This window comes from Lautropia mirabilis, from assembly GCF_900637555.1.
Taxonomy (GTDB): Bacteria; Pseudomonadota; Gammaproteobacteria; order Burkholderiales; family Burkholderiaceae_E; genus Lautropia; species Lautropia mirabilis.
In genome coordinates this window covers 1,293,948-1,320,150 of sequence record NZ_LR134378.1, presented here as the reverse complement: position 1 = coordinate 1,320,150, position 26,203 = coordinate 1,293,948, and the positions used below count along the sequence as shown (strand labels likewise).

24 protein-coding genes and 1 pseudogene are annotated in these 26,203 nt (G+C 65.7%); 7 read left to right on the top strand and 18 right to left on the bottom strand.

The window, feature by feature from the left end:
- Window positions 1–15 precede the first annotated feature (15 nt).
- The 12 genes from EL249_RS05345 to EL249_RS05290 form a co-directional block, all read right to left on the bottom strand.
- Window positions 16–1,011, bottom strand: a complete 996-nt coding sequence (locus EL249_RS05345; RefSeq protein ID WP_005673862.1) for a TrbL/VirB6 family protein — start codon at window positions 1,009–1,011, stop codon at window positions 16–18.
- A 262-nt stretch (window positions 1,012–1,273) separates the two neighbouring features.
- Window positions 1,274–2,026 carry an ABC transporter ATP-binding protein gene (locus EL249_RS05340; protein WP_005673863.1) on the bottom strand — a complete coding sequence of 251 codons (753 nt, stop codon included), beginning with the start codon at window positions 2,024–2,026 and terminating at the stop codon, window positions 1,274–1,276.
- Window positions 2,027–2,037: 11 nt separating this feature from the next.
- Window positions 2,038–3,093 carry a FecCD family ABC transporter permease gene (locus EL249_RS05335; RefSeq protein WP_005673865.1) on the bottom strand — a complete coding sequence of 352 codons (1,056 nt, stop codon included), beginning with the start codon at window positions 3,091–3,093 and terminating at the stop codon, window positions 2,038–2,040.
- Between the two features lie 200 nt (window positions 3,094–3,293).
- Window positions 3,294–4,406, bottom strand: coding sequence for an ABC transporter substrate-binding protein (locus EL249_RS05330; protein ID WP_005673867.1), 1,113 nt, complete (start codon window positions 4,404–4,406; stop codon window positions 3,294–3,296).
- 597 nt (window positions 4,407–5,003) lie between these two features.
- Window positions 5,004–5,648 (bottom strand): urease accessory protein UreG, encoded by a 645-nt coding sequence (gene ureG, locus EL249_RS05325; RefSeq protein WP_005673868.1) that lies wholly within the window; start codon window positions 5,646–5,648, stop codon window positions 5,004–5,006.
- An 81-nt stretch (window positions 5,649–5,729) separates the two neighbouring features.
- Entirely contained in the window at window positions 5,730–6,410 is a 681-nt protein-coding gene (locus EL249_RS05320) for an urease accessory protein UreF (protein ID WP_005673869.1), read from the bottom strand.
- Complete coding sequence (locus EL249_RS05315) at window positions 6,410–6,967, bottom strand: HupE/UreJ family protein (protein WP_005673870.1); 558 nt, start codon at window positions 6,965–6,967, stop codon at window positions 6,410–6,412. Before EL249_RS05315 ends, EL249_RS05320 begins: the two co-directional genes overlap by 1 nt.
- Before the next feature lie 74 nt (window positions 6,968–7,041).
- Window positions 7,042–7,734: an urease accessory protein UreE gene (ureE, locus tag EL249_RS05310; RefSeq protein ID WP_005673871.1), complete on the bottom strand. Its 693-nt coding sequence runs from the start codon at window positions 7,732–7,734 to the stop codon at window positions 7,042–7,044.
- 20 nt (window positions 7,735–7,754) lie between these two features.
- Window positions 7,755–9,458, bottom strand: a complete 1,704-nt coding sequence (ureC, locus tag EL249_RS05305; protein WP_005673872.1) for an urease subunit alpha — start codon at window positions 9,456–9,458, stop codon at window positions 7,755–7,757.
- Window positions 9,455–9,766, bottom strand: a complete 312-nt coding sequence (locus EL249_RS05300) for an urease subunit beta (protein ID WP_005673873.1) — start codon at window positions 9,764–9,766, stop codon at window positions 9,455–9,457. The genes ureC and EL249_RS05300 overlap by 4 nt, the downstream gene beginning before the upstream one ends.
- Before the next feature lie 52 nt (window positions 9,767–9,818).
- Window positions 9,819–10,121, bottom strand: a complete 303-nt coding sequence (locus EL249_RS05295) for an urease subunit gamma (RefSeq protein WP_005673874.1) — start codon at window positions 10,119–10,121, stop codon at window positions 9,819–9,821.
- Between the two features lie 144 nt (window positions 10,122–10,265).
- Window positions 10,266–11,168 carry an urease accessory protein UreD gene (locus EL249_RS05290; RefSeq protein WP_005673875.1) on the bottom strand — a complete coding sequence of 301 codons (903 nt, stop codon included), beginning with the start codon at window positions 11,166–11,168 and terminating at the stop codon, window positions 10,266–10,268.
- A 366-nt stretch (window positions 11,169–11,534) separates the two neighbouring features.
- Between EL249_RS05290 and EL249_RS05285 the strand changes: the two genes are divergently transcribed.
- Genes EL249_RS05285 through folK form a run of 3 tightly spaced genes read left to right on the top strand, consistent with a single transcriptional unit; the run spans window position 11,535 to window position 14,220 of the window.
- Window positions 11,535–12,221: an HAD family hydrolase gene (locus EL249_RS05285; RefSeq protein WP_005673878.1), complete on the top strand. Its 687-nt coding sequence runs from the start codon at window positions 11,535–11,537 to the stop codon at window positions 12,219–12,221.
- A gap of 5 nt (window positions 12,222–12,226) precedes the next feature.
- Window positions 12,227–13,693 (top strand): polynucleotide adenylyltransferase PcnB, encoded by a 1,467-nt coding sequence (gene pcnB, locus EL249_RS05280; protein WP_005673879.1) that lies wholly within the window; start codon window positions 12,227–12,229, stop codon window positions 13,691–13,693.
- Window positions 13,694–13,695: 2 nt separating this feature from the next.
- Window positions 13,696–14,220, top strand: a complete 525-nt coding sequence (gene folK / locus EL249_RS05275) for a 2-amino-4-hydroxy-6-hydroxymethyldihydropteridine diphosphokinase (RefSeq protein WP_005673880.1) — start codon at window positions 13,696–13,698, stop codon at window positions 14,218–14,220.
- Here folK and EL249_RS05270 read toward each other — a convergent pair whose 3' ends face one another.
- From EL249_RS05270 to ribA, 6 genes and pseudogenes are all read right to left on the bottom strand, one after another.
- Window positions 14,221–15,660, bottom strand: coding sequence for a quaternary amine ABC transporter ATP-binding protein (locus EL249_RS05270; protein ID WP_005673881.1), 1,440 nt, complete (start codon window positions 15,658–15,660; stop codon window positions 14,221–14,223). It abuts the gene before it with no gap.
- On the bottom strand, window positions 15,660–16,514 hold the full coding sequence (locus tag EL249_RS05265) for an ABC transporter permease (protein WP_005673882.1): 855 nt from the start codon (window positions 16,512–16,514) through the stop codon (window positions 15,660–15,662). The genes EL249_RS05270 and EL249_RS05265 overlap by 1 nt, the downstream gene beginning before the upstream one ends.
- Before the next feature lies 1 nt (window position 16,515).
- Window positions 16,516–17,535 (bottom strand): ABC transporter substrate-binding protein, encoded by a 1,020-nt coding sequence (locus tag EL249_RS05260; protein ID WP_005673883.1) that lies wholly within the window; start codon window positions 17,533–17,535, stop codon window positions 16,516–16,518.
- An 833-nt stretch (window positions 17,536–18,368) separates the two neighbouring features.
- A complete protein-coding gene (gene galE / locus EL249_RS05255; RefSeq protein ID WP_005673884.1) occupies window positions 18,369–19,385 on the bottom strand; it encodes a UDP-glucose 4-epimerase GalE in 1,017 nt (338 codons plus the stop codon).
- A gap of 202 nt (window positions 19,386–19,587) precedes the next feature.
- Window positions 19,588–20,301: a GTP cyclohydrolase I gene (gene folE, locus EL249_RS13505; RefSeq protein WP_040531507.1), complete on the bottom strand. Its 714-nt coding sequence runs from the start codon at window positions 20,299–20,301 to the stop codon at window positions 19,588–19,590.
- Window positions 20,302–20,493: 192 nt separating this feature from the next.
- Window positions 20,494–21,246: pseudogene (ribA, locus tag EL249_RS13500) on the bottom strand (GTP cyclohydrolase II); the annotation flags it as partial.
- Window positions 21,247–22,536: 1,290 nt separating this feature from the next.
- Here ribA and EL249_RS05245 point away from each other — a divergent pair.
- From EL249_RS05245 to EL249_RS05230, 4 genes are all read left to right on the top strand, one after another.
- Window positions 22,537–23,451 carry an energy transducer TonB gene (locus EL249_RS05245; protein ID WP_126348099.1) on the top strand — a complete coding sequence of 305 codons (915 nt, stop codon included), beginning with the start codon at window positions 22,537–22,539 and terminating at the stop codon, window positions 23,449–23,451.
- A 2-nt stretch (window positions 23,452–23,453) separates the two neighbouring features.
- Window positions 23,454–24,188 carry a MotA/TolQ/ExbB proton channel family protein gene (locus EL249_RS05240; RefSeq protein WP_005673888.1) on the top strand — a complete coding sequence of 245 codons (735 nt, stop codon included), beginning with the start codon at window positions 23,454–23,456 and terminating at the stop codon, window positions 24,186–24,188.
- Window positions 24,189–24,261: 73 nt separating this feature from the next.
- The gene (locus EL249_RS05235) at window positions 24,262–24,687 is read left to right on the top strand and encodes an ExbD/TolR family protein (RefSeq protein ID WP_005673889.1); all 426 of its coding nucleotides are present in this window, start codon (window positions 24,262–24,264) and stop codon (window positions 24,685–24,687) included.
- A gap of 35 nt (window positions 24,688–24,722) precedes the next feature.
- Complete coding sequence (locus tag EL249_RS05230) at window positions 24,723–25,793, top strand: GNAT family N-acetyltransferase (protein ID WP_005673891.1); 1,071 nt, start codon at window positions 24,723–24,725, stop codon at window positions 25,791–25,793.
- The last annotated feature ends 410 nt before the right edge of the window (window positions 25,794–26,203 follow it).

The window sequence follows — 26,203 nt, the reverse complement described above, 5'->3', positions numbered from 1 at the left end:
CCCCTCACGACAAAATCAGCGGGGAATGGCGCACCAGATCAGGTCATCCCGCGACATCTCTTCGGCTTCGTGCACCACTTCCACCAACAAGTAATCACCCATCTTCTGGATGAGTCGTGACGATTCCGGATCATCAAGCCACTCTTCCCGCGCACGCTGCTCGTTGATGCGGTTCCCGTTCTCGTCCAGCTGCCCCACCAGCAGAGTCCACCCATCGCGATCAAGCTTGCGCGCCCCCAGAGCATCCACAGGGTCAAAGAGAAGGGCAACCGACTCTGCCTCTTCATCCAACGAGTTCGCGACCTTCCTGCCCTCCGTTCTCAGCTGGATACGGAAAGCACCATCTTTCCAACTGTAATCTCCAAGCTCGGACGCACTGAACGGCCTGAAGGCACGTCCCCCGCGGCTGGCACGAACATCCCCATTGGCAGCAATGTTGACCTCGCAACGCTGACCCGTCCAAAGGTCCGTGCCCGCGTAGCTACCTGCAACGCAGGAGATAATGGACGACACGGTGGTCTTTGACCCCCAGCCACCGCTCATGACGCCGAACGTCGGGCACGTGGCATGGATACGCCGGGCAAACTCCGTCCCGATTCCCTTGCCGCTCCACGCAGCCGCCTGGGCTGCGCTGTTTGACGGCCCATTTCCCGGGCCCAGGTCAAGACCGCTGCCTGCAGCGCTCTGTCCCTGCAGAGCGCTACCGTCTGCCGTGCCCAGCCCCTGCAGAGCGCTACTGGCTGCCGCATCCGGTACCTGCTGAGTGCCACTTCCTGCCGTACCCTGCCCCTGCGGGGTGCCGCTGCTGGTTGCGCTGTTGGATGTGCCCGCAGAACCCTGAGCGTTGCTGGCGACAGCCGTGGCGCCACCGGACGCCGAGCCGGCCGTACCGGACGTGGTGGATGAATCGCCCCCACCGCCACCGCAGGCGGTCAGGGCAAACAGGGAGGAAGCCAGGGCCACGGCGATGGCGCTGGACTGGAAGGGAGAGCGGGAAGCGGTCGATTTCATGGCAGCTCCAGATCGATCGGGATGGAAGGATGATCGGAAGCTGGCGGCCTGGCCGTCAGCATCGCACCCGAATTGGCGCGATATGGAAAGCCTATCGACGGACAGACAAGACGGCAGTGAAGGAATGCACGGGTATGGACAGACAGCCGGCAGGCCTAGGCCGGATGGCCTGTCATGGCTGTGCCCTCAGGCGGGACGTCATCGCCCTCGGGCGGGGCGTCAGTCAGCGCACCGTACGAAGCGGTGCGCTGACGCAAGCACGTCAGTGCGCCGCCGCACACAGCGGCAGCACGACGGTCTGGCCGTTGCTGGCACGAAGCAGTTCGGCCTCAATGCCGTAGACCGTGCGCAGGGCATCTTCGCAGACAACCTCGTTGAAGCTGCCCAGGCCGGCCACATAGCCGCCGTTCAGCAGCATGATGGTGTCGGTATGACGGGAGGCCAGGTTGAGGTCGTGGATGGCGATGACCACCAGGGCGCCGGTGCGGTCGACGTATGCCCGCAGCCGGTCGAAGACCTGCATCTGGTGGCGCACATCGAGCGCACTGGTGGCTTCATCCAGCAGCAGCAGCTCCGGGGAGCGCAGCAGGCGCTGGGCCAGCAGCACCAGCTGCTGCTGGCCGCCAGACAGCGTGTTCATGCTGCGGCTGTGCAGGTGGCCGATGCCGAATTCATCCAGAACGCCGATGGCCTCATCCACCATGGCGTTGTCGACGCGCCAGCTCAGTCCCTCGTGGCGCCCCAGCAGCACGGTCTCGGTGACGCTGATGTCGGCGCGCACATGGCACTGCTGCGGCATGTAGCCGATCTCGCCCAGCTTCACGGGGCGGCCCTTCCAGTGAATGGTGCCGCCAAAGGGATACAGTGTGGCGATGGCGTTGACCAGGGTGGACTTGCCGGTGCCATTGGGGCCGATGAGGCCGACAATCTGGCCCGGTTCCAGCCGGCCCGAGATGTCCTTCAGGATACGGGCCTTGCCACGCATGACGCTGACGGATTTCAGTTCGAGGCTCATGTCGATTCCCCTTACCCTTCGTTGCCACGCCGGGCGATGATGGCAAACAGCATGGGCACACCGGCCACGGCGGTGATGATGCCCACCGGGATGACGGCCGCCGGCGAGATGAACTTGCCGAACACCGAAGCGCCCACCAGGATGACGGCACCGATGACGGCCGCCAGCGGCAGCGAATAGCGGTGGTCTTCACCGACCATGCTGCGGGCCGCATGCGGGGCGATGAGGCCCACGAAGCCGATGGTGCCCACGAAGGAGACCGCAGCGGCGGTGAGCAGCGCCACCATGAAGAAAGTGCGCTGCCGGATGCGGTCAACTGACAGCCCCAGGCTGCGCGCATTGGCATCCCCCAGACGCAGGGTGGTGAGCGCCCAGGCATCCTTCATGATGAAGGGCAGGCACAGCAGCAGGACAACGGCGCAGACGGACACGCTGGTCCAGGTGGACTTCAGCAGGCTGCCAAACAGCCAGAAGACGATCTGCTGCAGCACTTCGGGCGAGGCCATGAACTGCAGCAGCGACTGCACCGACTGGAAGAAGAACAGCACGGTAATGCCGCCCAGCACCAGGATCTCGGGCGAGGCGCTGCGCAGCCGGGCGATGATGTAGACCAGCCCGCAGGCCACCATCGTCATGAGGAAGGCGCAGACGGGAATGACGATGTAGCCGGGCAGCGGCAGGCTGCCGCCGAACATGATGGCCAGCGCAGCGCCAAAGCCGGCCGCGGCCGAGAAGCCCAGCGTGAACGGACTGGCCAGCGGGTTGCCCAGGATGGTCTGCATCTGCAGGCCGGCCAGGCCCAGGCAGGCGCCCACCAGCGCCCCCATCAGGGTCTGCGGCATGCGCAACTGCCACAGGATGGTGGCCACGTCGACTTCCTCGCCAGCCGGACCAGCCATCAGGCCGCGCCAGACATCGGCAAAGGGCATGCCGGAAGGGCCGGTGGTGAGGTCCAGCAGCAGCAGTGCCACCAGCACCACGCAGGACAGGACAATGAGCATGAGCCGCCGGGCAGAGACGCGCCGATAGTCGTCGTGCCGGGCGGGAGCAGGAACGGCTTGGTTCATGATGAGGAGAATTCTGGATGCAGCAGAGAGGCATCCGCATACGCGGCCGGATGATCCCTGCGGGTACGAGCCCCTTCCCCGCTCCAAGGCATCGGGCGGCCTGCCAGCCGTCATGCCGCGTACCCGAAGCCCGGTCGCCGGGCCTTCACCTGGGCGATTCTGCCGCCCAGGGGCCCGGAAGGGGAAAGGCTCAGGGGGGGTTACTTCGCGGCGCCAGCCACCGGGGTGTACGGAAGCATGAACTCGCCGTCGGCCTTCACCGGCAGCCATTTTTCGTAGAAGTCACGCAGGTTCTGCTGCGGATCCACATCCTTGAAGGCGTCCGGGTACAGCTGCTTGGCAACGTACTGGGCATACACGTAGTCGGACAGCGTGCGGGCACCACCGTGGTAGATGCCATGCACCCCATGGTTCTTCACAGCCGGCAGGTTGCTCCAGCCCGGCCGCTTCAGGTAGGCGGCCATGCGCTCGCGGGCAACCTCAGCCGTGGCGCCGAAGCCCATCTGCACGGACTGGGGCTTGTTGAGCCATTCGGAACCGGCCAGAAAGATCAGGTCCGGCTTCTGGGACAGCACGTATTCGGGGCTGAGCGGCCCCCAGTTGCCGACCTGCCCATCGGCGATGTTGTGGCCACCCAGGCGGGTGACCAGTGCGCCCCACATGCTGTTGCCGTAGGAGTTGCCCACTTCGGAGGCGCCCTTCTGGGCCAGCTCGAAATAGACCTTTTTCTTCGTGGGACCGGCTTTCTTGATGCGGGCGTCGATGTCCTCGAAGGCCTTGCGGTAGTTGTCGGCCAGCTCCTGGGCGCGTTTTTCCTGGCCCATGATCTTGCCCAGCGCAAGCGTCGAGGCCACGTGTTTGTCCACGGTCTGCGAAAGGTAATCGAGCACCAGCACGGGAATGCCGGCAGCCTCGATCTGCTTGACGCTCTCGCCCAGGGCCTCGTAGCTGAAAGTGGCAAGAATCAGCAGGTCCGGCTTGGTGGCGATGAGTTTCTCGATGGAGAAGGTGTTGTCATCGGTCGAGCCCACGTCCGGCAGGGTTTTCAGTTTGGGCAGCGCCTTTTCATAGGCGGCAAACTGTTTCGGGCGCCAGTCTTTCCAGGTGGTCAGCGACAGGCCCACCACGCGGTCCAGCGAACCGGGACCGGCGATGGCCAGATAATCTTCGTAATAAAAGCCCAGCACCACACGCTTGGGTACGTCGGGAACCGTGACCTTGCGACCCACCACGTCGGTGGTGGTGATTTCTGCCTGGGCGGCAAAGGCCAGGGGCAGCAGGCTCAGCGCCAGGGCGGCAGCGAGTTTCTTCATGGGGGGCCTCTTGTATATGAAATGATTTGACCGGGCATGGCGCTGCGGCAATGCAGCACCGGCAACGGCACCTCCACACCAGCGCCTGCCAGTATCGGAAAGTGCCCGGTACCCTGCACGCTGAATGCGGTGAACGGATCCCGGCACCCGGATGGGTACAGCAACTGTCGAATGGGGCGGATTATTGCACCCTTCGCTCCATGCGCCGGAATATATGGCCCCTGATCGCGTAAGGTATATGCAGCTTTGTAAAAGAGACGGTGGTTCTTATAAGGCAGACACTACGTAAATTGACGGCGATCAAATTAAAAACCCTCTGCAGTCCCTTTCAGGGATAAGCAGAGGGTTGGGGTGCATCGTGGACCTGCTGGAGCGCGCCAGAAGCTCATTCATTACCGTGCCGCCCCTCGAGCCTGCGGGGCGGGGCGACAAGGCAGCGGGACAGCGGGACAGCGGGACAGCGGGACAGCGGGACAGCGGAACAGCGGAACAGCGGAACAGCGGAACAGCGGAACAGCGGAACAGCGGGACGGCTGGACGACTGGACGGCTGGACGACTGGACGGCTGGGCGGCTGGGCGGCTGGGCGGCAGCATCGTCAGGCGCTGCGTGGCGGGCGCGGGGGCAGCATGCCCCTGTCCACGATGAAGTCGATGAGGGTATCGAGCCCCTCGCCGGTCTTCAGGTTGGTGAACGCCCAGGGGCGCCCGGGACGCATGCGCTGCGTATCACGCTCCATCACGTCGAGGCTTGCGCCCACGTAAGGGGCCAGATCGATCTTGTTGATGACCAGAAAGTCGGAACGGGTGATGCCCGGGCCGCCCTTGCGGGGGATTTTCTCGCCTTCGGCCACATCGATCACATAGACGGTGAGGTCGGCCAGCTCGGGGCTGAAGGTGGCACTGAGGTTGTCGCCACCGCTTTCGACGAACACCACGTCGAGGTTGCCGAAGCGCCGGGCCAGGTCCTCGACGGCGGCCAGGTTCATCGAGGCATCCTCGCGGATGGCGGTGTGCGGACAGCCCCCGGTCTCCACGCCGACGATGCGTTCGGGGGCCAGCGCACCGGCCTCGGTGAGGATGCGCTGGTCTTCGCGCGTGTAGATGTCGTTGGTCACCACCGCCAGCTGGTAGTGGTCACGCATCGCCTTGCACAGGGCTTCGAGCAGGGCCGTCTTGCCGGAGCCGACGGGGCCGCCCACGCCCACACGCAGTGGCTGTTTATAGTGCTGTTCGTTCTGCATGGTCTGAAAGAGGAAATCCGACGGGAAAGGGGAAACCGGACGGGAAAAGGGAAAAGAGGGTCTCGAAGGGGGCGTGCCCCGCTACGACCGGAACAGCCGGCTGTACTGGGTTTCGTGGCAGGACGAGGCGATCGACACGATGGGCAGGCCGCCGCCGATGTCGTCATCGGGCAGCTGCAAGGCCACGGGCAGCTGTTCGGCCAGCACCGCACCCAGGTCGCGCAGCAGGGTCTGTGCCGCCTGCTGGCCGAAGGGCACGAGTTTCACGCCGGCCATCACGGCGCCTTCCAGCCAGGCAAAGCCATGGGCCAGCAGCAGCTGCTGCAGCGGCATGTGCCAGTGCTGCGCCAGCCAGGCCATGGCACTGGCCTGGGTGAGTGCCAAGGCTACACGCCACGGGGCGTCGGGCTGCATCTGCCAGCCATCGATCAGGCGGGCCAGGGCTGCGCCCCGCTGGGCCTCTTCGGCCCGCAGTTCAGCCGTTTCCCGGTTGGCCAGCAGGAAGACGCCCCACCGGGTAAAGGCGCCCAGATCGGGCTGCTGCAGGTCGGCAGCTGCGTAGAGGCGGCTGAGTACGGGCCAGTCCAGGCTGACGAGGGTGTCGTGGATCTGTTCGGTCTGCCAGCGGACGAAATCCGCCACGGTACGGACCCAGCCGGCTTCCACCGCCCATTCCAGCCCCTGCGAGTAGGTGTAGCCTCCCACCGGCAGCGATGCGCTGGCCAGCTGCAGCATGCGCAGCTGGGCAAGACTGCCCTGCATCAGCCGGCAAAGAGGACGGCGGCAGCGGCCACGAGGCCTCCACCGGCCAGCTGGCGCACGCGCTGGTGACGGCGCAGCAGCGCCCCCGCGCCAAAGCCCACGGCCAGCAAGGCGGCACTGGCCATCACGAAGCCGGCGGTGAACTGCCAGAAAGCATCGGGTGCCGCCTCGACACCATGGGCCCAGCCGTGCACGAGGGCCAGTGCCGGCATCAGCCAGGCCAGCACGCGCTGGCGCGACGGCAGCAGCAGGGCCAGACCGGCCACGGCCAGCGACAGCGTGATCAGCGTTTCCATGCCGACGAATTCAGTGCTGTAGTGTCCGGCCACGGCCCCCACGAGCATGGCAGCCAGCGTGGCCAGCGGCAGCAGCAGGGAACGGCCGGTCACGGCCGCCAGCACCCCGGTGCCCAGCAGCATCAGCAGGTGGTCCAGACCGGTGACGGGATGCAGCAGGCCTTCCTGCAGGGCGGAGGTGTGCACATGGGGTTCGGTGCCGGTGTGGGCCAGCACGGGCGCTGCGGCAGCTGCCAGCAGCAGGGGAAGCAGTCGTTTCATGGGTGAGGTCCTGTGGGAAGGGGGATATTCAGGAAAAAGGAACTGGACGGCCGGCAGCACGGTATCCCGCGAAGTCATCCGTGACCGTGACCGTGACCGTGACCGTGACCGTGGCTATGGCTACGGCTATGGCTATGGCTGTGGTCGTGGTCGTGGTCGTGGTCGTGGTCGTGGTCGTGGTCGTGACCATGGTGATGGCCATGATCATGGTGGTGTGCATGATCCTGCGCATGACCGTGACCCTGCGCATGACCATGACCGTGATCATGCACATGACCATGCGAATGGCCGTGCGGGGCGCTCTGGTAGGCACCGGCCTCGGGCTCGAACGGGGCCTGTTCGACCACGACGTGCAGGCCCATCTGGACGAGCATATCGTCGAGCACATGGTCGTGCTGGTAGCGTGCAAAGCCCGGGCCGATCTGCAGGGGCACGTGGCGATTGCCCAGGTGATAGCAGGCACGGGCCAGCTGCAGGGGATCGTCGCAGTACAGGGTGGAGACGGTTTCGGCCGCCGCCTGGATGCGCAGCAGGTACTGGCCGGTTTCATCGGCCAGCACATCGCCACCGCGCAGCAGATGGCCACGCGGCAGGATGAAGCCGGCCTCACCGCCCCCGTCCAGTGCGATGCGGGCGCGGCTTCTGATGCGCACGTCGATGGGCAGCGTGGCGCTGGCCATCTTCAGGGTGGTGGGCAGGGATTCGTTGCCGTCGGGCAGATCCAGCCGGCGCGTGAACATCGGCAGCCCGGGTAGGACTTCGGTCATGACAGGATGCAGAAAACCGTTCAGAAGAGGAAATAGCGCTGGGCCATCGGCAGTGTGGCCAGCGGCTCGGCCACCAGCAGTTCTCCGTTGGCGCGCACCTGGTAGGTCTGCGGATCGACGTGGATGTCGGGCAGTGCGTCGTTGTGGATCATGCTGGATTTGCGGATGCGGCGGCAGTCGTGCGCGTGGCCGATCAGGCTCTGCAGGCGCAACTGCTCCGGCAAGCCGGCGGCAATGGCAGCACCGGGCAGGAAGGTCATCCGCGTGGCATGGCGGGCGGCACCGAACGCGGCATACATGGGCCGGTAATGCACAGGCTGCGGGGTGGGGATGGAGCCGTTGATGTCACCCATCGGGGCCATCACCACCAGCCCGCCCTTGATGACCAGGGAAGGCTTCACGCCGAAAAAGGCGGGAGACCACAGCACCAGGTCGGCCAGTTTGCCCACTTCGATGGAGCCCACCTCATGGGAAATGCCATGGGTGATGGCCGGATTGATGGTGTATTTGGCCACGTAGCGGCGCACGCGGAAATTGTCGTGACGCTCGCTGTCCTGCGGCAGCGGGCCGCGCTGCAGCTTCATCTTGTGCGCCACCTGCCAGGTACGCAGCACCACTTCGCCCACACGGCCCATGGCCTGGGAGTCGGAGGACGTCATGCAGAAGGCACCTATATCGTGCAGGATGTCCTCGGCGGCAATGGTTTCGCGGCGGATGCGGCTTTCGGCAAAGGCCACGTCCTCGGCGATGGCCGGGTCCAGGTGATGGCAGACCATCAGCATGTCGAGGTGCTCATCCACCGTGTTGACGGTATAGGGCAGCGTCGGATTGGTGGATGACGGCAGGATGTTGGCGTGGGCGCAGGCGGCGATGATGTCCGGTGCGTGGCCGCCCCCTGCCCCCTCGGTATGGAAGGTGTGGATCACGCGGTTGCCGATGGCGCGCAGCGTGTCTTCCAGAAAACCGCCTTCGTTGAGCGTGTCGGTGTGGATGGCGACCTGCACATCCATCTCGTCGGCCACGCCCATGCAGCAGTCGATGGCAGCGGGCGAGGAGCCCCAGTCCTCGTGCAGTTTCAGGCCCATGGCACCGGCACGGACCTGCTCGCGCAGCGGTTCGGGCTGCGAGGCATTGCCCTTGCCGAGCAGGCCGATGTTGATGGGCAGTGCATCGGCGGCCTGCAGCATGCGGGCCAGATGCCAGGGGCCGGCCGTGCAGGTGGTGGCACGCGTGCCCTCCACCGGTCCCGATCCGCCACCGATCATGGTGGTCACGCCCCCGGCCAGTGCCTCGTCGACCTGCTGGGGGGCGATGAAGTGGATGTGGGTGTCGATGCCCCCCGCAGTGACGATGCGCCCTTCGGCCGCGACGATCTCGGTCGAGGCACCGATGGGAATGGTCACGCCGGGCTGGATGTCCGGATTGCCGGCCTTTCCGATGGCGGCGATGCGGCCGTTCTTCACGCCGATGTCGGCCTTGACGATGCCCCAGTGATCGACGATCAGGGCATTGGTCAGCACCAGATCCATGACATCGGCGGCCAGCTGCTGGCCCTGCCCCATGCCATCACGGATGACCTTGCCACCCCCGAATTTCACTTCCTCGCCATAGAGGGTGAAGTCCTTTTCGACTTCGATCCACAGATCGGTATCGGCCAGACGCACGCGGTCGCCCACGGTGGGGCCGAACATGTCGGCATAGGCGCGACGGGAAATGCTGCTCATGATTCCAGTGCCCCCATCACGCGGCCGGCAAAGCCATAGACGCGGCGAAGACCTCCCAGCGCCACCAGGGTGACGGTGCGGGACTGGCCCGGTTCGAAGCGCACGGCCGTGCCGGCGGCGATGTCCAGCCGGTAACCACGGGTGGGTTCGCGGTCGAACACCAGGGCGTCGTTGACTTCGTAGAAGTGATAGTGCGAACCGACCTGCACGGGGCGGTCACCGTGGTTGGCCACGGTGACGGTCAGCGTGGCACGACCGGTATTGAGTGGAATGTCACCAGGCTGGACCTGGATTTCACCGGGAATCATCGAAGGTGTCCTTGTGTGATGGTGCAGATTTCAGGAGGCGTCACGGGCATCCCTAGACGATGGGGCTGTGCACGGTGACCAGCTTGGTGCCATCCGGGAAGGTGGCTTCGACCTGTACATCGGGAATCATCTCCGGCACCCCTTGCATGACCTGGGCACGGGTCAGCAGATGGCGGCCCGCCTCCATCAGCTGCGCCACGGTTTTTCCATCACGCGCCCCTTCCATGATGGCTGCACTGATGTAGGCCACCGCCTCGGGGTAATTCAGCTGCAGGCCACGGGCCAGCCGGCGCTCGGCCAGCAGGGCAGCGGTGAAGAGCAGCAGTTTGTCTTTTTCGCGGGGGGTGAGTTCCATGGTGTCTGGTCGAAAAAGGTCTGGCCGGGAACGCCTGGTCAAACGGGTGGAAAGAAAACGGGGGGCAAGGATGAAAGGAGATGGGAAAGGGCCTGTTGCGGATGCCCTGCCTGCCGTGCGAACGGATGTGCGTGCATGACCGGATCAGGTGCTCCAGATGCGCGGCGGACTGGGATCCAGCCCCATGACGGCGGGGCGCAGGGCGGCCCAGAGCTGCTGCTGCAGACGCTGGATGCGTTCGTTGTCGCCGCCCAGCAGGCGCACCACCAGCAGGTCGCCCAGCAGGGTGGCACCGGCCAGCGGCAGCGATGCGGCGCTCTCCTGCAGCAGCGCACGGGCCTGCGCCAGCAGGTTTTCATCCGCCGGGGTGAACACGAGGGTGGACAGCAGGGGCTGACCGGCGAGCTTGGCAAGGTGGCCGCCCTGGATGCGCAGGTGTTCGTGCAGCAGCGGCTGGCCGTCCCGATACACGGCAAAGCGGCTGACCAGCTCGCCCCGGTCGAAGGCCTCGTGCATCACGGGGCGGCCCAGGCACAGCGTTTCCCAGCCGGTCAGCCGGGCGCTGCCATGCAGGTCGAAGCGGGTTTCGGTGCGTGCGCGTGCGCCGGGAAAGAGGATGGTGTCCTGCGGAAGCCACTCCAGCCGGGCGCCATCATCCAGCGAGAAATGCTGCCCGAGCGTGGCCTGCGGGCCCGCGCTGCGGTAGAACTTCGTGGCACCGGGCATGGTGATGAGGGTGTGTGCGGAGGATTCGACACGCACGTCGAGCTGCAGGATGTCTCCCCCCACCACGCCACCGGGCGGATGCAGCAGGTAGACATGGCATACCGCCTCTCCTTCCGGATAGAAGGGGCGCTGCACCAGCATCGGGCCCTCGTGACGCTTTTCCAGCAACACGGTGCGTGCCGCATGGCCCCCCTGCCCGCCGCGGTTTTCCGGTGCCGTGCGTGCGGCAAACCGCAGCTGCAGGTGCGCACGCCAGCCGCAAGCGGCGGTATCGGAATCGGGGAACATGGAAACGACGGAGGAAACGGCGGACTGAAACAAGGCCAGTCATCATACGTGGTGATAATCCGTCCGTCTGCGCATGCCGGTCCGGGGCGCATGTCTTCTGTTGTGGATGCACCACTTTTTTCCCTATTTTTTGCCGGGACGCGGGCGGCCTGCCGGGCGCTCCGTGCCGGACGGCATGCCCCCGGCGGCCCCGGGGGGAGCGCCCCTGTCATCACCGGCACACGGATTCCGGAGCCCGCGTGCGGGGATTCCGGGAGTCGCGTGCATTGATTCCAGGGCCTGCGTGCGTTTTCAGGGGGCAGCGAAGGGACGGCGAGGGAACGGCAAAGGGGCGGCAAAGGGACGAACGGACCCATAACGCCTGCCAAAACATCCCAAATGTGTCCACAACGCTTTAGAATGACCTACATGAAAAGGCTAGCCCTGTTTGATCTGGACCACACGCTGCTGCCCATCGACTCCGACAACGAGTGGGGGCGCTTCCTGTGCCGTACCGGCCGCGTGGCCGACGTGGCAGCCTTCAATGCCCGCATCGACGCTTTCTTCGAGCAGTACAAGCGCGGCCAGCTGGATCCTGCCGAGCACCTGCGCTTCGTGCTGGGCGTTCTGGCCGGGCGCCCTGCCGACGAGATCGAGGCATGGCGGCGCGAATACATCGACACGGTCATCCGCCCTTCGCTGAACGCCGAGGCGCTGGCCCTGGTGAAGAAGCACCTGGACGCCGGCGACCTGTGCGTCATCGTCACGGCCACCAACGCCTTCGTCACCCGCCACATCGCCGAGCTTTTCGGGGTGCAGCACCTGCTGGGTGCCGAGGGTGAGGTGAAGGATGGCCGCTACACGGGCGAGCCCCAGGGCACGATCACCTTCCAGGCCGGCAAGCTTGTCCGCCTGCGCGAATGGCTGCAGGAACAGGGACTGACGCCGGATGATTTCGACGAGATCTGGGCCTATTCCGATTCACGCAACGACCTGCCGATGCTGGAAATGGCCACGCATCCGGTAGCCACCAATCCTGATCCGGTGCTGCGCCAGACGGCGACCGAGCGCGGCTGGCCGATCATCGACCTGTTCCCCCTCGTATAGGCATCGTGTTCAACCGATTGTTCAAATGGATCGCCGGCCGGCCGGCCGACCGCGACACTCCGGCCGCTGCGCGCGCACCTGCCCGTCCCCGCGCCCGCATTCCGGGCCGCACACCCGGCCGCCCCCGCTCCCCGGCCCCCAAGCTGCCCGAGCCCCGCATCCTGTCCGCCCAGTCGCTGGGACTGTCCCGCCAGCAGGTCTCCAGCGCCGCGCTGCGCACCTGCGAAGAGCTGCAACACGCGGGCTACAGCGCCTACATCGTCGGCGGCGGCGTGCGCGACCTGCTGCTGGGCCGTGCCCCGAAGGACTTCGACGTGGCCACCGACGCCTCCCCCGAGGCGGTGCAGTCGCTCTTTCGGCGCGCGCGCATCATCGGCCGGCGTTTTCGCATCGTTCACGTGATGTTCGGGCGCGAGACGATCGAGGTCACCACCTTCCGGGCAGCCCATACCAACGGCCAGACCGACGCCCATGGCCGGATGCTGAACGACAACGTGTTCGGCACCCGCGAAGAAGATGCCTACCGACGCGATTTCACCGTCAACGCCCTCTATTACGACCCGATCGCCGAGACGCTGATCGATCCGATGGGCGGGGTGGATGATCTGTCGGCACGGCTGCTGCGCATGATCGGTGACCCCACCACCCGCTACCGGGAGGATCCGGTGCGGATGCTGCGCACCGTGCGCTTTGCCGCCAAGCTGGACTTCCAGGTCGATCCGCCCACGCTCCAGCCCATCCGCACGCTGGCCCCGCTGCTGGAGAACGTGCCGCCGGCGCGGCTGTTCGACGAGGTGATGAAGCTGCTGGAAAGCGGCCATGGCCTGGCCTGCCTGCAGCGACTGCGCCACGAGGGGCTGCACCACGGCATCCTGCCGCTGCTGGACACCCTCTTCGAGACGGACGAAGCCTTCATCACCGAGGCGCTGACCCGCACTGACACCCGCGTGCAGCAGGGCAAGTCGGTCTCGCCCAGCTTCCTGTTTGCCTCACTGCTGTGGCCGCAGGTACGGGTGCGCTGGCAGCAGCTGCATGCCCAGGGCGAACACCTGGTGCCGGCGCTGGATCAGGCCATTTCTGAAGTGCTGGACGAACAGGGCACGAAGCTGGCCCTGCACCGGCGCTACCAGGCCGACATGCGCGAGATCTGGATGATGCAGCCCCGACTGGAAAAGCGTGGCCGGCAGTCGTTCACGCTGGTGACGCAGCTGCGTTTTCGTGCCAGCTACGACTTCCTGCTGCTGCGCTGCACCTCGAACGAGATCGATCCTGCACTGGGCGACTGGTGGACGGAGTTCATCGACGCCGATTCCTCTCGGCGCGAACAGCTGGTGCAGGAAAGCCTGGGCAGCACCGGCAAATCGGGGCGCAACACCCGCAAGCGCCGGCGGCGGCGCAAGAGCGCCTCGACCGAGAACGGTGCACCAGCCGAAGGGCATGGCGGCGCCGGCGAGCCCCCCGCAGCCTCCTGATCATGACCACGGGAAACGGGACGAAGCCCCGCGCGGCCTGGATCGGCCTGGGGGCCAACCTGCCCAGCCGCGTCGGCGGCCCGAAGGAAACGCTGGAAGCCGCACGAAAACGCATCGGCGAGCTGCCCGAGACACGGGTGACGGCCGTTTCCAGCCTGTACGAGAGCGCACCGGTGGACGCGGGCGGCCCGCCCTTCATCAACCAGGTGCTGCGCGTGGAAACTACCCTGCCCCCGCTCTCGCTGCTGGAAGGGCTGCAGGCCATCGAACTGGCCTTCGGACGTGAGCGGCCGTTTCGCAACGCCCCCCGCACACTGGATCTGGACCTGCTGCTGGTCGCTGGCGAGACCCGCACGGATGCGGTGCTGACGCTGCCGCATCCGCGCCTGCATGAGCGACTGTTCGTGCTGATGCCGCTGGCCGAGATCGATGCCGACCTGCACGTGTCCGGTCTGGGAACGGCGGCCACGCTGCTGGCGCAGCTGATGGCCACCGAGCACGGGCAGGATTGCCGGCGACTGGCCTGATCAGGAACGCTCCTGGGTGGCCGAGGCCGCTTTCCGGGCGTCTGCGGCTCCCGCCTTCATGCCCGCCGCATCAGCCAGCGCCTCAGCAGCCCCCGGCGTATCCGACGCCTTACCGGCGGCGGCTGCATCCACATGGCCCGGCCTCGCCGCATCGACGTTCCCGGCAGATTCGGCACTCACGATCGCCTCTGCCACGGCCACCGCTTCTGCGGCCTCTGCTGCCGCCTGCTGCACACTGGCGGCATTTTCCGGCACCAGCTCGGGCGTCTCGTTGCTGACCAGGCTCAGCACCTTGCTGCGCGACAGCATGCCGACGAATTCGTCGTGCTCGCCCGTAACGGCCAGCGGCTGGTCACTCTGCAACAGGTGGCCCAGCACGGTGTCCAGCCCTGCCGTGGACGGCACCGAGGCCATCTCCTCGACGTATTCGGACACGTCGCGCGCGCCTTCCTTCAGGGCATCAATGATGCGCCCGACGGTGAGCACGCCAGCCAGCCGCTTGCCGTCCAGCACGGGCGCATAGTCGTACTTGCGCGCCTGAAGCAGCTCCAGCGCATGGTTCGGCCGGGTACGCATAGTGAGCGTCAACCGCGCACCCTCCTGCAGCGCATGACCGGCGTTGAGCACCTTGCTGCGGTTCACGTCCTGCAGGAAGGACTGCACGTACTCGGTGGCCGGCTCCAGCAGGATGTCCTCGGGCTCTCCTTCCTGGACCAGCTCGCCGTCCTTCAGGATGGCGATGCGGTTGCCCAGGCGCAGCGCCTCGTCCAGGTCGTGGGTAATGAAGACGATGGTCTTGTTGAGCCGTGCCTGCAGCTTCAGCAGGTGGTCCTGCATCTCGCGGCGGATGAGCGGATCCAGTGCCGAGAAAGCCTCGTCCATCAGGAGGATCTCGGCATCGGTGGCCAGTGCGCGGGCCAGCCCCACCCGCTGCTGCATGCCGCCGGAGAGCTGGTGCGGGTACTGATGCTCGAAGCCCGACAGCCCCACCTGGTCCAGCCAGTAGCGCGCCTTCTCCTCACGCTGCGCGCGCGGCACCTTCTGCACGGCCAGACCGTAGGCGGCGTTGTCCAGCACGGTGCGGTGCGGAAAGAGGCCGAAGCGCTGGAAGACCATGCTCATCTTCTGCTGGCGCAGGTGGGCCAGCTCTCGCCGCCCCAGCTCCACCACGTTCTGGCCATCCACCCGGATCTCGCCCGAGGTGGGCTCGATGAGACGGTTGAAGTGCCGGATGAGCGTGGATTTGCCCGAACCCGACAGGCCCATGATGACGTAGATGCTGCCTTCGTCGATGGACAGGGAGATGTCGCGCAGGCCCAGCGTATGACCACTGCGGGTCAGCAGCTCCTCCTTGCTCATGCCATCCTGGACGGCCTTCAGCCAGCGATCGGGATGCGGGCCGAAGATCTTGTAGATGTGGCTGACTTCGATCTTGCTCATCAGTGCGCTCCTCGTCGTTGCCGGCGGCCATAGCCCTGGGTGATGCGGTCGAAGAGGATGGCCAGCACCACGATGGAGACGCCCGCCATCAGGCCCCGACCGACCTCAAGCCGATTGATGCCCTGCAGCACCTCCTGGCCCAGGCCGGTGGCCCCGATCATCGAGGCGATCACCACCATGGCCAGCGCCATCATCGTGGTCTGGTTGATGCCGGCCATGATGTTGGGCAGCGCCAGCGGAATCTGCACCCCGAAGAGCTGCTGCCAGGTATTGGCGCCATAGGCGCGCGAGGCCTCCAGCACCTCCTTGTCCGCCAGGCGGATGCCCAGATCGGTGAGGCGGATGAGCGGGGCCACCGCGTAGATGATGGTGGCAATCAGCGCCGGGGTCTTGCCCAGGCCAAAGAGCATCACCACGGGGATGAGATAGACGAAGCTGGGCATCGTCTGCATGACGTCCAGCACGGGGTTCAGCACGGCCCGCACCCAGTCCACCCGCCCCATCAGGATGCCGACCGGGATGCCGATGACGACCGACAGGAAGGTGGCCATCAGCATCAGCGCCAGGGTCTGCATGCCGGCGTCCCACAGGCCCAGCAGACCGATGATGCACAGCAGCCCGCCCATCAGCAGCGACAGGCCGATACGGCGCGTGAGCAGCCAGGCGACGACGATGACCGTCAGCACCACCGACCACCACGGCGCCGTGCGCAGCAGCTTCTCGAACCAGCCCAGCCAGCGCTCGAAGTGGTCGGACAGTGCCCCCAGCGAGTCGCCATAGTCGGTGACGATGCCATCGACGAAGCTGTCGATGCCCTTGCGAAGCTTCACGGGGTCGAAGAGTTGCGGAAACATGTCAGAGCCCCGCCTTCACGCGTTCGGCCACATCGGCCGGCACCCACTTCGTCCAGACATCGGCGTGGTTCTTCAGGAACCGGTCGGCCACGTCCGTCACTTCCAGCGACTCCGCATCCATCTCGGCCAGCATGCCGTTGACCACATCCACCGGCAGCGACACCTTCGACAGGAACTCGGTGGTCCTGGGCGCCTGTTCAGAGAACTTGGTGTTGACGCCCGTCAGCACCGGGTTCTCGGGGTAGTCCACCACTTCGGGGTTGGCACAGTCCGCATCGGTCAGGCACTGGTGCTTGGCCTTGTCATAGGGCGGGAACTTCAGCCGCACCAGATCCATCGAGGCGACCATCGGCGTGGGTGACCAGTAGTAGAAGACGACGTTGCGCTTGCGCTTGTAGGCCGAGGTGATCGCGGCCTTCTGGGCAGCCCCGGTACCAGGTGCGAACAGGTTGAAAGCTTCCGCCAGCTTCTTGTCGGCCTTGAAGATCTGGGTGGCGACCACCTCGCAGCCCCAGCCCACCGGGCAGCCGTAGAAGCGGCCCTTGCCGGGGTCCTCATTGTCGGCAAACTCGTCCTTGAACCGGGGCAGATCCTCGATGGACTTCAGCTCCGGCAGGCGCTCGGCCACATAGCGCGGGATGTACCAGCCCTCGCCTCCCAGGTAGACCGTGCCGATCGACTTCACCTTGCCGGTGGCCACGGCCTTGGCCCAGGGATCGGCGATGCTGTTCTGCCAGATCTCGCTGATCACGTCCAGATCGCCGCGGCCCATGGCGGCCAGCGCCGACAGGGTCTCGGTGGGCAGCACGTCCGTCTGGCAGCCATAGCCCTTCTCAAGAATGCGCCGCTCGATCTCGGTCAGCACCAGGTTGGATTCCCAGTTCATGCCGCCGAAGCGCACCGGATGGCTGACTTCGCAGGCGGGAGTGTCGGCGGCATGTGCAGCCGGCGCACCCAGCCAGGCAGCAGCGCCCAGAGCGGCCATGGCCATCAGCCGCCCGACAGGCCGCGACAGGCGCATGACGGACGATGCCGGCGAGAAAGCCGGAACGGCAGCGGGTGACAGCAGGTTGGAACGTGACATGATGGACTCCTCTTCTGGATGGGAGGCCCGACGATGCGTCCTGACGGACGAAGCGACGCCGACCCTCTGACCGGCAGCCCGGCTGAAACGCGGGCAGAAGGAACAGACCCGCCCGAATGAAGGCGGTCCATGCCCTGCAATACCGGTGCAGGGTGAAGGGGATACGGGATGTATCCAGGGAAATGCCTGGGCCGAGGGTGTGGAAACAGCAGAAATCCCCCGAATGGGCGCCACGAAAGAACTCCCGCAGGAGCATGGACGCCCCGTCACGATCTGGTGCAGCGGATGAGCAGAAAATACGCTACAGCACCGCTTTGCCAGGGTGACATCTGCCCGGCACACGAAAGAAAGGAACAGCCAAATGGCTGATCGCATATTCCCCGGCAGAGGAATGATGAAATGGATGATTGCCGGGAAATTATCGTTGCATGACGGATGTCATTATATCAACCCCGATCATGCAGATCACAAAGACCCCATAGTGTGGCCTCAAACGAGGCCCCAAAGAGTTGTCGATTTATTTTTCAATCACCCGAAATCAAGCGCCACAAGCCGATCCACAGAAGATGGAGACAAAATGCCGGCCGACATTTTCACCCCATCACATTCGGGTATTCCCCATGATTTCATGAGGCCTGGAAACAAGAATGGCGCCATCTGGCGCCATGTGTAGAGAGGCTACGGATGCGTTCGGAATGCCTTCCGGGCCCCGCCTCCGACCGAGCCGGCCCTGCGTCCGGCGCAAGGCCGGATAGGGTCAGTCACGCCGCTCAGTAGCCGTCCGGATTCTTCTGCTGCCAGTTCCAGCTGTCGGCACACATCTGCTGCAGGTCACGCTGCGCGCGCCAGCCCAGCATCTCGGCCGCAAGCGACGGATCGGCATAGCACTGCGCCACGTCGCCGGGACGGCGATCGACGATCTGGTACGGGATGGGCTTCCCGCTGGCCTTCTCGAAGGCCTTGACGAAGTCCAGCACCGAATAGCCCTTGCCGGTGCCCAGGTTCACCGTCCAGGCGCCCTTGCCGGCCACCACCTTCTCCAGCGCGGCCAGATGGCCCAGCGCCAGGTCCACCACGTGAATGTAGTCGCGCACGCCGGTACCGTCATGCGTGGGGTAGTCACCGCCGAACACCGAGAGCTGCGGCCGCTTGCCCACCGCCACCTGGGTGACGAAGGGCATGAGGTTGTTGGGAATGCCGCGCGGATTCTCGCCGATGCGGCCCGAGGCATGAGCCCCCACCGGGTTGAAGTAGCGCAGGATGCCGATCGACCACTCGGGCGAGGCCACCGCCAGATCATTGAGCATGTGCTCGATGTGCCACTTGGTGCGGCCATAGGGGTTGGTGGGGCCGGTGGGGAAGTCTTCGCGGATGGGCACGCTGGCCGGATCACCGTAGACGGTGGCCGAGGAGCTGAACACCAGGCGGCGTGCACCGGCCTCTTCCAGGCATTCCAGCAGCACCACGGTCCCGCTGACGTTGTTGCCGTAATAGGCCAGCGGCTTGGCCACCGACTCGCCCACGGCCTTGAAGCCGGCAAAGTGGATGGTGGCATCGACCGGGTACTGGGCCAGCAGGCGACGCAGCGTGTCGCGGTTGCCCGAGTCGCCCTCCACCAGGGCGGGACGGCGGCCGGCAATCTCGGCGATGCGATCCACCACCTGGGGCGAGCTGTTGCTGAAGTCGTCGAGGATGACCACGTCATGGCCAGCGGCCAGCAGCTCCACGACGGTGTGGGAGCCGATGTAACCGGCACCGCCGGTCACGAGGAGAGTCTGTTTTTCCATGGGAGGCTATTTTTCCAGATCACCCGACCCGCGACAGGCGGGCCGGACACCAGACAAGGGTTATCGGGTCCGTGCATGGACCTCGACGACACAGCACGAAACATGCCATAAACCACCCGGAAAGGCCATGGCACAGGCCACAGAAAACCGGTGCATGGTCCAAAGCTCCGAAGCGCCCGGGACCGGATCAACCCCGCCGGGGTCAGATCAGCCCCAGGAACTCGCGCCGCAGGCTGGCATTGCGCAGGAAGGCGCCCCGCATGACGGAAGACGTCATCTGGCTCTCGTCCTTCACACCGCGCCAGTGCATGCAAAAGTGGTCAGCCTTCATCACCACGGCCAGACCATTCGGCACCAGGCGCCGCTCCAGCTCATCAGCCAGCGTCTTCACGGCCTCTTCCTGAATCTGCGGCCGGCTCATGATCCAGTCAGCCAGCCGCGCATATTTGGACAGGCCGATGAGGTTGGAGTCGGCATTGGGCAGCACCCCGATCCACAGCCGGCCCATGATGGGGCAGAAGTGGTGCGAGCAGGCCGAGCGCACGGTAATGGGGCCCACCACCAGCAGCTCGTTGAGCTTCTCGACGTTGGGGAACTCGGTCATGGCCGGCGCCTTGCGGTAGCGGCCGGCAAACACCTCGTTCAGGTACATGCGCGCCACGCGCCGTGCCGTGTCCTGCGTGTTGTGGTCCGACTCGGTGTCGATGACCAGCGATTCCAGCAGCGCCTGCATCCGCTCTGCCACCTCGTCCTGCAGCGCATCCAGCTCGGCCTCGTCGTGAATGAAGTCGGCAATATTGTCATTGGCGTGGAAGCGCCGGTTGGCAAACTGCAGCCTTTCACGGATGGCGACCGACAGCGGCCGGCCTTCGGGCGAGGCGTCAGCGCCCTCAGCCCCCGACGCGGCCGTCGGCAGAAGACGCCCTGCGCCCTCCTCGATGCCCAGCGCCTGCGCGGGCGACGCGGATCTGCCCTCGGCCGTGGCATGACCAGCCTCGGTCTGGACAGCGCCCTCAGGCATCGTGCCTTCATGGCTCATGGCAGACGCCATGCCCGACATTCCGCCCGAGGTACTGTCGGCGTCCATCTGCAGATCCTGCTGATCGAACAGGTGGCCGCCGCGCTTCATCTTGGTGAGCAGGTAGCGCTGGTTGTGGGCGTTGACCCCGCCCTTGACCCCTTCACGCTCCACTACGTCGATGCCGGCGTCACGCAGGGCGGCAATCTTGGCCGGGTTGTTGGTCAGCAGGTTGATGTGCGTGCAGCCCAGCGACTTCAGCATGGCAGCCGCCACCTCGAAGTGGCGCTCGTCCATCCGGAAGCCCAGCGCGTGGTTGGCATCCAGCGTGTCCAGCCCCGCATCCTGCCGCCGGTAGGCACGCAGCTTGTTGGCAATGCCGATGCCCCGCCCTTCCTGCGACAGGTACAGCACGATGCCGCCGCCGTCCTTCGCCAGCCGCTGCACCGTGCCGCGCAGCTGATCGCCGCAGTCACAACGCAGGCTGCCAAAGAGATCGCCCGTCAGGCACGAGGAATGCAGCCGGACCCGCACCGGCTCCTTGCCGTTGAAGTCCGGATTGCCGACGATGACGGCAACATGCTCGAAGTCGCTGTCCTTCTCGCGGAAGACCACGAAGCGGCTGTCGATGGCGTGATCACCATCAGCACGTCCGGCGAACCCGCCCGACTGGGCGGCATCGCCCCCAACTGCACCGACCGGTTGTGTCCCATCCCCCCGGGCTGCAGCTTCCCGATCGGCTGCCCAGGCACTGGCCAGCGGCACCGGGGCATCGCTGACCTGCTCCAGCTGGATGGGGCGGGTGGCCACGAAGGCCTGCACTTGCGCCGGGTCGACATGCATCAGACCGGCGTCCAGCAGGTCGTGCGCCTGCTCCGACGAGATTTTGTAACAAACCACCGCCGGCGCCAGACGGGCTTCCCGCGCCAGCGCCAGAGCCGAGCGTGCTAGCTGCAAGGGGGGGCTGCTCACCCCTGGCTGCGCCAGCCATGGAGCCTCCCCACTGGTCGTCCTTGCTGGTTCAACTTTCTGATGAGGCGCTCCCCAGTCCGAAGCCTGGGGATCCCCGGCCAGGGAAAGCAGCTGGTAGCGCATCAGAAGCGCTACCTCACGCGGAATCTCCCCGTCCAGCCCCGCACAGGCCCGAATCGCCGGCAACGCGGCACTTCCCTGATCTGGCATCAGAAACAACTCGAACGGCTGCTCGAAATCTTGCCGCTCCAGGTTGCTCCCCTTCCCTGGCATCAGGTTCGACCAGCCCTGCTGCCGTGCCAGCGTCTCGATCCGTTGGCCGGACAGCAGCAGACGAAAGCCAAGGTCGAGGGGGCTCAGCCGCCGCAACCGCTCCCAGCCATCGGGCGTCAGCGTCTCCACCGCCGCAAACAGCCAGACATTGGAGGGGCCCTGAACTCCTTTCGGCAGCAGGCTGTCAATGCTGTTGGCATCGACCATCAGAAGAGGCCGCCCTCGCCGCAGTTCGGTCACTGCGCGGTCGACGTGGATGGAGAGCCGCTGGCGCTGCCAGTCGGACAGGAAGGAAGAGTCTTGGGTGTGCATCCGACGATTGTATAGAGTGTTTGGCCGGATTCTCCGCGTCAGGCACGCGTCAGGACACGATCGTCGGCATCAATGACAGCCGCCTCGGGACAAGATGCCTCCCCCTGCAAATCCGTCCTGACCGACGAATGGTCACCAACCGTTGCGCATTCCGCGAAACCGCTGCAACAATATGCTCACGGCAACCCCCTTCACGGCATCGGGTCATGCTTGCAAGCCGACCTCATCCCGTGAAGAATTGCCAGCGGCCGATTTGAGGACTCCAATACGAATCGTTACCATTGCGCGGCACATTCCAGAACAAGCCGCCCGGTAGCGCGCAATACCCGGAACGCCTCGACACCGTCCGTCCGAACGCGCCTGCATCCACATCCTGCTGGTTTTCCGGCAAGACCCAGGAGCACGCCTGTTCGGGTCGTGCTTCTGTTCGCTCTCTTGCCTCATGGGTTCTTCCCGGAGACTGCCCCCGCCCTGCCCTGAGCACGCCGTCCCTGATGGGCCGGCCAGTCTCTCGGCCCGGTGATCGGGCATCGGTCGACCCATATCGTTTTCCCAGCAACCTCCATCCGCTCTCGTGTGAAACCACCGTCCTCCCCTCCGTCGGCTCCGGGCGCCTCCTCGCAGGCCCCCCAGACCGCCGACCGGCGCGAGGCCCGCGCCGTGGATCTGGAATCAGTCCTCGCGCTGGACCGTCCCCCTCCGCGCTGGCACATGCTGCCCGCCTTCAGCGGGGTTCTGTTGCTGCACGCAGCACTGCTGTACGGCATCAACCTCACCGATGACATGCTGCAGGCTGCCAGCGGCGAGGATCAGCCCGTCTATGTCGAGCTGGTCAACGCGCCGCCCCAGCCGCCCGTCATTCCCGAGCCCACCGCACCCCCGCCGCCGCCCCCGGAACCCGAGCCCGAACCGGAGCCGGAGCCCGAACCGGTCGTGGCCGAGCCACCGCCGGCGCCTGAGCCTGCGCCGGTCTACGAGGTGCCCAAGCCGAAACCCAAACCGAAACCGAAGCTCAAGCCTAAACCGAAGCCGAAACCCAAGGAGCCGCCGCCGCCCAAGCCTGCCCCCGAGCCGCCCCCGGCCGAGCCGGCGCCTGCCAACCTGCCTCCGGGACCGCCCACACCTCCCGTGCAGGGCGAGCCGAATGCGCCGGCCGGTACCACGCCGCAACAAGGCTCCGGCACGCAGGGTCCCGTCGGCCCGCCACCGGTGCTGGGTTCCTCGCAGATCACCTACATCCGCCAGCCCAAGCCCGTGTACCCGGCGTTTTCCAAGCGCGCCGGCGAGACCGGCAAGGTCATGCTGCGCGTGCTGGTCGACGTGAATGGCCGCCCCAAGGAGGTCAAGCTCGAAAAATCCTCGGGCTCTGACCGCCTGGACAAGGCCGCCATCGATGCAGCCCGCAATGCCCTCCTCTCACCCCACAAGGAAAATGGCAAGCCGCGTGAAGCCTACGTGCTGATGCCAATCGTCTTCGAACTGGAGAACTGAACGTGAACGATACCCCCACCCTCGGCTTCGCCCACTTCCTGGCGCAGGGCGACTTTGTCAGCAAGGCGCTGCTGGTCATCCTGCTGGGCATGTCCGTGGTGTCCTGGACGCTGATCCTCGTCAAGGGCATCACCCATTTCATCCGCAGCTCGCGCGCCGAACGCTTCCTGAAGATGTTCTGGGAAGCACCGTCCATGCAGGCCGTGGCCAAGGACATCGCCGCCCATGGCGTGCATGACCCGTTCTCGCGCGTCACCGCCAACGCCCTGCAGGCCATCCAGCACTATGCCCGCACGGCGCCGTCCAACCGCATGGCGGACGCCGGCACCGCAGCCGACCTGCTGACCCGCACCATCAAGAAGGTGCTGGATGAGGAGACCGTGCGCCTGGAGAACGGCCTGTCGGTGCTGGCCACCGTGGGCGCCACCGCGCCCTTCTTCGGCCTGTTCGGCACTGTCTGGGGTGTGTACCATGCCCTGGTCAACATCGGTCTGAGCGGCTCCGGCTCGCTGGACAAGGTGGCTGGCCCCGTGGGTGAGGCGCTGATCATGACCGGCCTGGGCCTGGCCGTGGCCCTGCCGGCGGTCATCGGCTTCAACTGGCTCACCCGCCGCAACCGGGTGCTGACGGCGCGTCTCGACGCCTTCGCCTTCGAGCTGTTCACCTTCCTGTCTTCCGGCAAAACGCTGAGCGGCCACACGCACGTCGACAACAGCAAGCCGCAGCAGGCTGCCTGAGCAAGCCCGTCATTCCAGTTCCAGGGGCGCCAGCCGCCACGGCGGCGCCCCCTCACCGAAGGATCGATCCACCATGGCCTTTGCCAGTTTTGATTCCAAGAACAGCAACACCCCAATGGGCGAGATCAACATGGTTCCGCTCATCGACGTGATGCTGGTGCTGCTGGTGATCTTCATCGTCACCGCGCCGCTGCTGACCAACTCGGTCAAGCTGGCGCTGCCGCGCGCCACCACCAACCCCACCGAGAACAAGCCCACCACGATCGAGTTCTCGATCGATGCGGACGGCAACCTCTACTGGGGCCATGACCAGATCAGCCGCGAGGAGGCTGCCGAGCGCTTCAAGAAGGCCAGCACCGAGGAGCCGCAACCCAACGTTCACCTGCGCGCCGACGAGAACACGCCCTATCGCTACGTGGCACAGACCATCGTCGATGCCTCCAAAGCCGGCCTCTCGAAAGTGGGCTTCATCACCCAGCCCGAAGACGAGGCCAAGTAACCCTCTTCGTTCCCTGCCCGCACATCGCCTCCCCCATGCAAGAACCCTTCGCCCTGGACACCCTGACCGCTGCCGACACGCACGCCTGCTGGCAACTGAGCCAGGCGCTGCGCTGGCCCCACCGCGAGGCCGACTGGCAGCAGTTCATCAGCTGGGCGAAGGCACACGGCGCAGCCTTGGCCGTGCGTGCCGATGGGCAACTGATCGGCTGTGGGCTGGCCTGGCAATGGGGACACGAACAGGGCAGCATCGGCATGGTCATCGTCGACAATGCCTGGCAACGCCGCGGCATTGGCAAGCGCCTTTTCAAGGACCTGCTGCAGGCCCTTGAAGGCCGTGACGTGATGCTGCAGGCCACCGCCCAGGGAAGGCCACTGTATGAATCGCTGGGCTTTACGGCCATCGGCCAGGCCCGGCAGTTTCACGGGCACTGGCAGCCTCCCGTGGAAGCCGGGCCCACGTCCTCCCTCGCGACCGACGAGCTGACCCGGCTGCTGCAACCGCAGGACCTGCCCGCCCTGCTGGCCTATGACCAGCGTGAACGCGGCCTGACGCGCCCAGCACTGCTGCAGGCCCTGCTGGCTCAGATGGATGCTGATGAACGCTGTGCCGTGAGCATGGACGCACACGGCCGTCTGTGCGGCTACGGCATCCTGCGCCGCTTCGGGCGTGGCTGGGTGGTGGGCCCCCTGCTGGCCGATGGCGCAGACCGCGCCGTGGCGCTGGTGAGGCTGCTCACCCAGGAACGGACAGGCGATTTCGTCCGCATCGACCTGGCAGCGCATACGTGCGCCTTTCCGGCCCCCCACAGCCAGGCTCAGGCTCAGGCTCAGGCTCAGGCTCAGGCTCAGGCTCAGGCTCAGGCTCAGGCAGGGCATGATCGCCCATCCGGCCAAGGCCAGGGCCAGGGCCAGGGCCATGATGCCGACGTCCTGGCCAACTGGCTGCAGGCCCATGGCCTGGCATTGGTGGACCAGCCCACCACGATGATCCGGCTGGCCGCCGGCAGCCCGGACGCCGATGCTCCTGCAGGCAGCGGGCCGCAAAGCACGCCGCAAGCACGCACTGCCACCGTCTGTGCCCTGGCAGCACAGGCGCTGGGCTGATCACTGGCTGCAGCGTCGGCGCAGCCTTCAAGGAAGCTGGCTGATCCCAGCCTCCGCAAGACAGGCAACCGCCCCATTCCCTATCGGACTGCTGCCCGTCAGACGCCGATTGACAGACGCCTGCGGGCACAGCTTGTCGGCACCTCTGACAGAGCAACACTGTTCGTACGTATCTGCTTGACCGAGGCCGGGGAATTCCGGATTCTTCGCCCCTTTTCGGGTAAACCCTAGCATCTCGGATCGCATATCCGACAACAAACATCACATTGATTACTATACGTAATCATGGGAAATGACGAGTTTCATTCGTCTTTCCATCACGCTACGATCAGACGGCTCCCATTCCGTGAACCGGACGACTCTGTAGCCCCGGCCCCGTAGCCGCCTCCCCCGCGCCGGAACCTGCCCGG

Bases quoted from the DNA above. Each gene is read 5' to 3' on its own strand.
- EL249_RS05345 (WP_005673862.1), bottom strand. From the start codon at position 1,011: ATGAAATCGACCGCTTCCCGCTCTCCCTTCCAGTCCAGCGCCATCGCC.
- EL249_RS05340 (WP_005673863.1), bottom strand. From the start codon at position 2,026: ATGAGCCTCGAACTGAAATCCGTCAGCGTCATGCGTGGCAAGGCCCGT.
- EL249_RS05335 (WP_005673865.1), bottom strand. From the start codon at position 3,093: ATGAACCAAGCCGTTCCTGCTCCCGCCCGGCACGACGACTATCGGCGC.
- EL249_RS05330 (WP_005673867.1), bottom strand. From the start codon at position 4,406: ATGAAGAAACTCGCTGCCGCCCTGGCGCTGAGCCTGCTGCCCCTGGCC.
- ureG (WP_005673868.1), bottom strand. From the start codon at position 5,648: ATGCAGAACGAACAGCACTATAAACAGCCACTGCGTGTGGGCGTGGGC.
- EL249_RS05320 (WP_005673869.1), bottom strand. From the start codon at position 6,410: ATGCAGGGCAGTCTTGCCCAGCTGCGCATGCTGCAGCTGGCCAGCGCA.
- EL249_RS05315 (WP_005673870.1), bottom strand. From the start codon at position 6,967: ATGAAACGACTGCTTCCCCTGCTGCTGGCAGCTGCCGCAGCGCCCGTG.
- ureE (WP_005673871.1), bottom strand. From the start codon at position 7,734: ATGACCGAAGTCCTACCCGGGCTGCCGATGTTCACGCGCCGGCTGGAT.
- ureC (WP_005673872.1), bottom strand. From the start codon at position 9,458: ATGAGCAGCATTTCCCGTCGCGCCTATGCCGACATGTTCGGCCCCACC.
- EL249_RS05300 (WP_005673873.1), bottom strand. From the start codon at position 9,766: ATGATTCCCGGTGAAATCCAGGTCCAGCCTGGTGACATTCCACTCAAT.
- EL249_RS05295 (WP_005673874.1), bottom strand. From the start codon at position 10,121: ATGGAACTCACCCCCCGCGAAAAAGACAAACTGCTGCTCTTCACCGCT.
- EL249_RS05285 (WP_005673878.1), top strand. From the start codon at position 11,535: ATGACCTACATGAAAAGGCTAGCCCTGTTTGATCTGGACCACACGCTG.
- folK (WP_005673880.1), top strand. From the start codon at position 13,696: ATGACCACGGGAAACGGGACGAAGCCCCGCGCGGCCTGGATCGGCCTG.
- EL249_RS05270 (WP_005673881.1), bottom strand. From the start codon at position 15,660: ATGAGCAAGATCGAAGTCAGCCACATCTACAAGATCTTCGGCCCGCAT.
- EL249_RS05265 (WP_005673882.1), bottom strand. From the start codon at position 16,514: ATGTTTCCGCAACTCTTCGACCCCGTGAAGCTTCGCAAGGGCATCGAC.
- EL249_RS05260 (WP_005673883.1), bottom strand. From the start codon at position 17,535: ATGCGCCTGTCGCGGCCTGTCGGGCGGCTGATGGCCATGGCCGCTCTG.
- galE (WP_005673884.1), bottom strand. From the start codon at position 19,385: ATGGAAAAACAGACTCTCCTCGTGACCGGCGGTGCCGGTTACATCGGC.
- EL249_RS05235 (WP_005673889.1), top strand. From the start codon at position 24,262: ATGGCCTTTGCCAGTTTTGATTCCAAGAACAGCAACACCCCAATGGGC.
- EL249_RS05230 (WP_005673891.1), top strand. From the start codon at position 24,723: ATGCAAGAACCCTTCGCCCTGGACACCCTGACCGCTGCCGACACGCAC.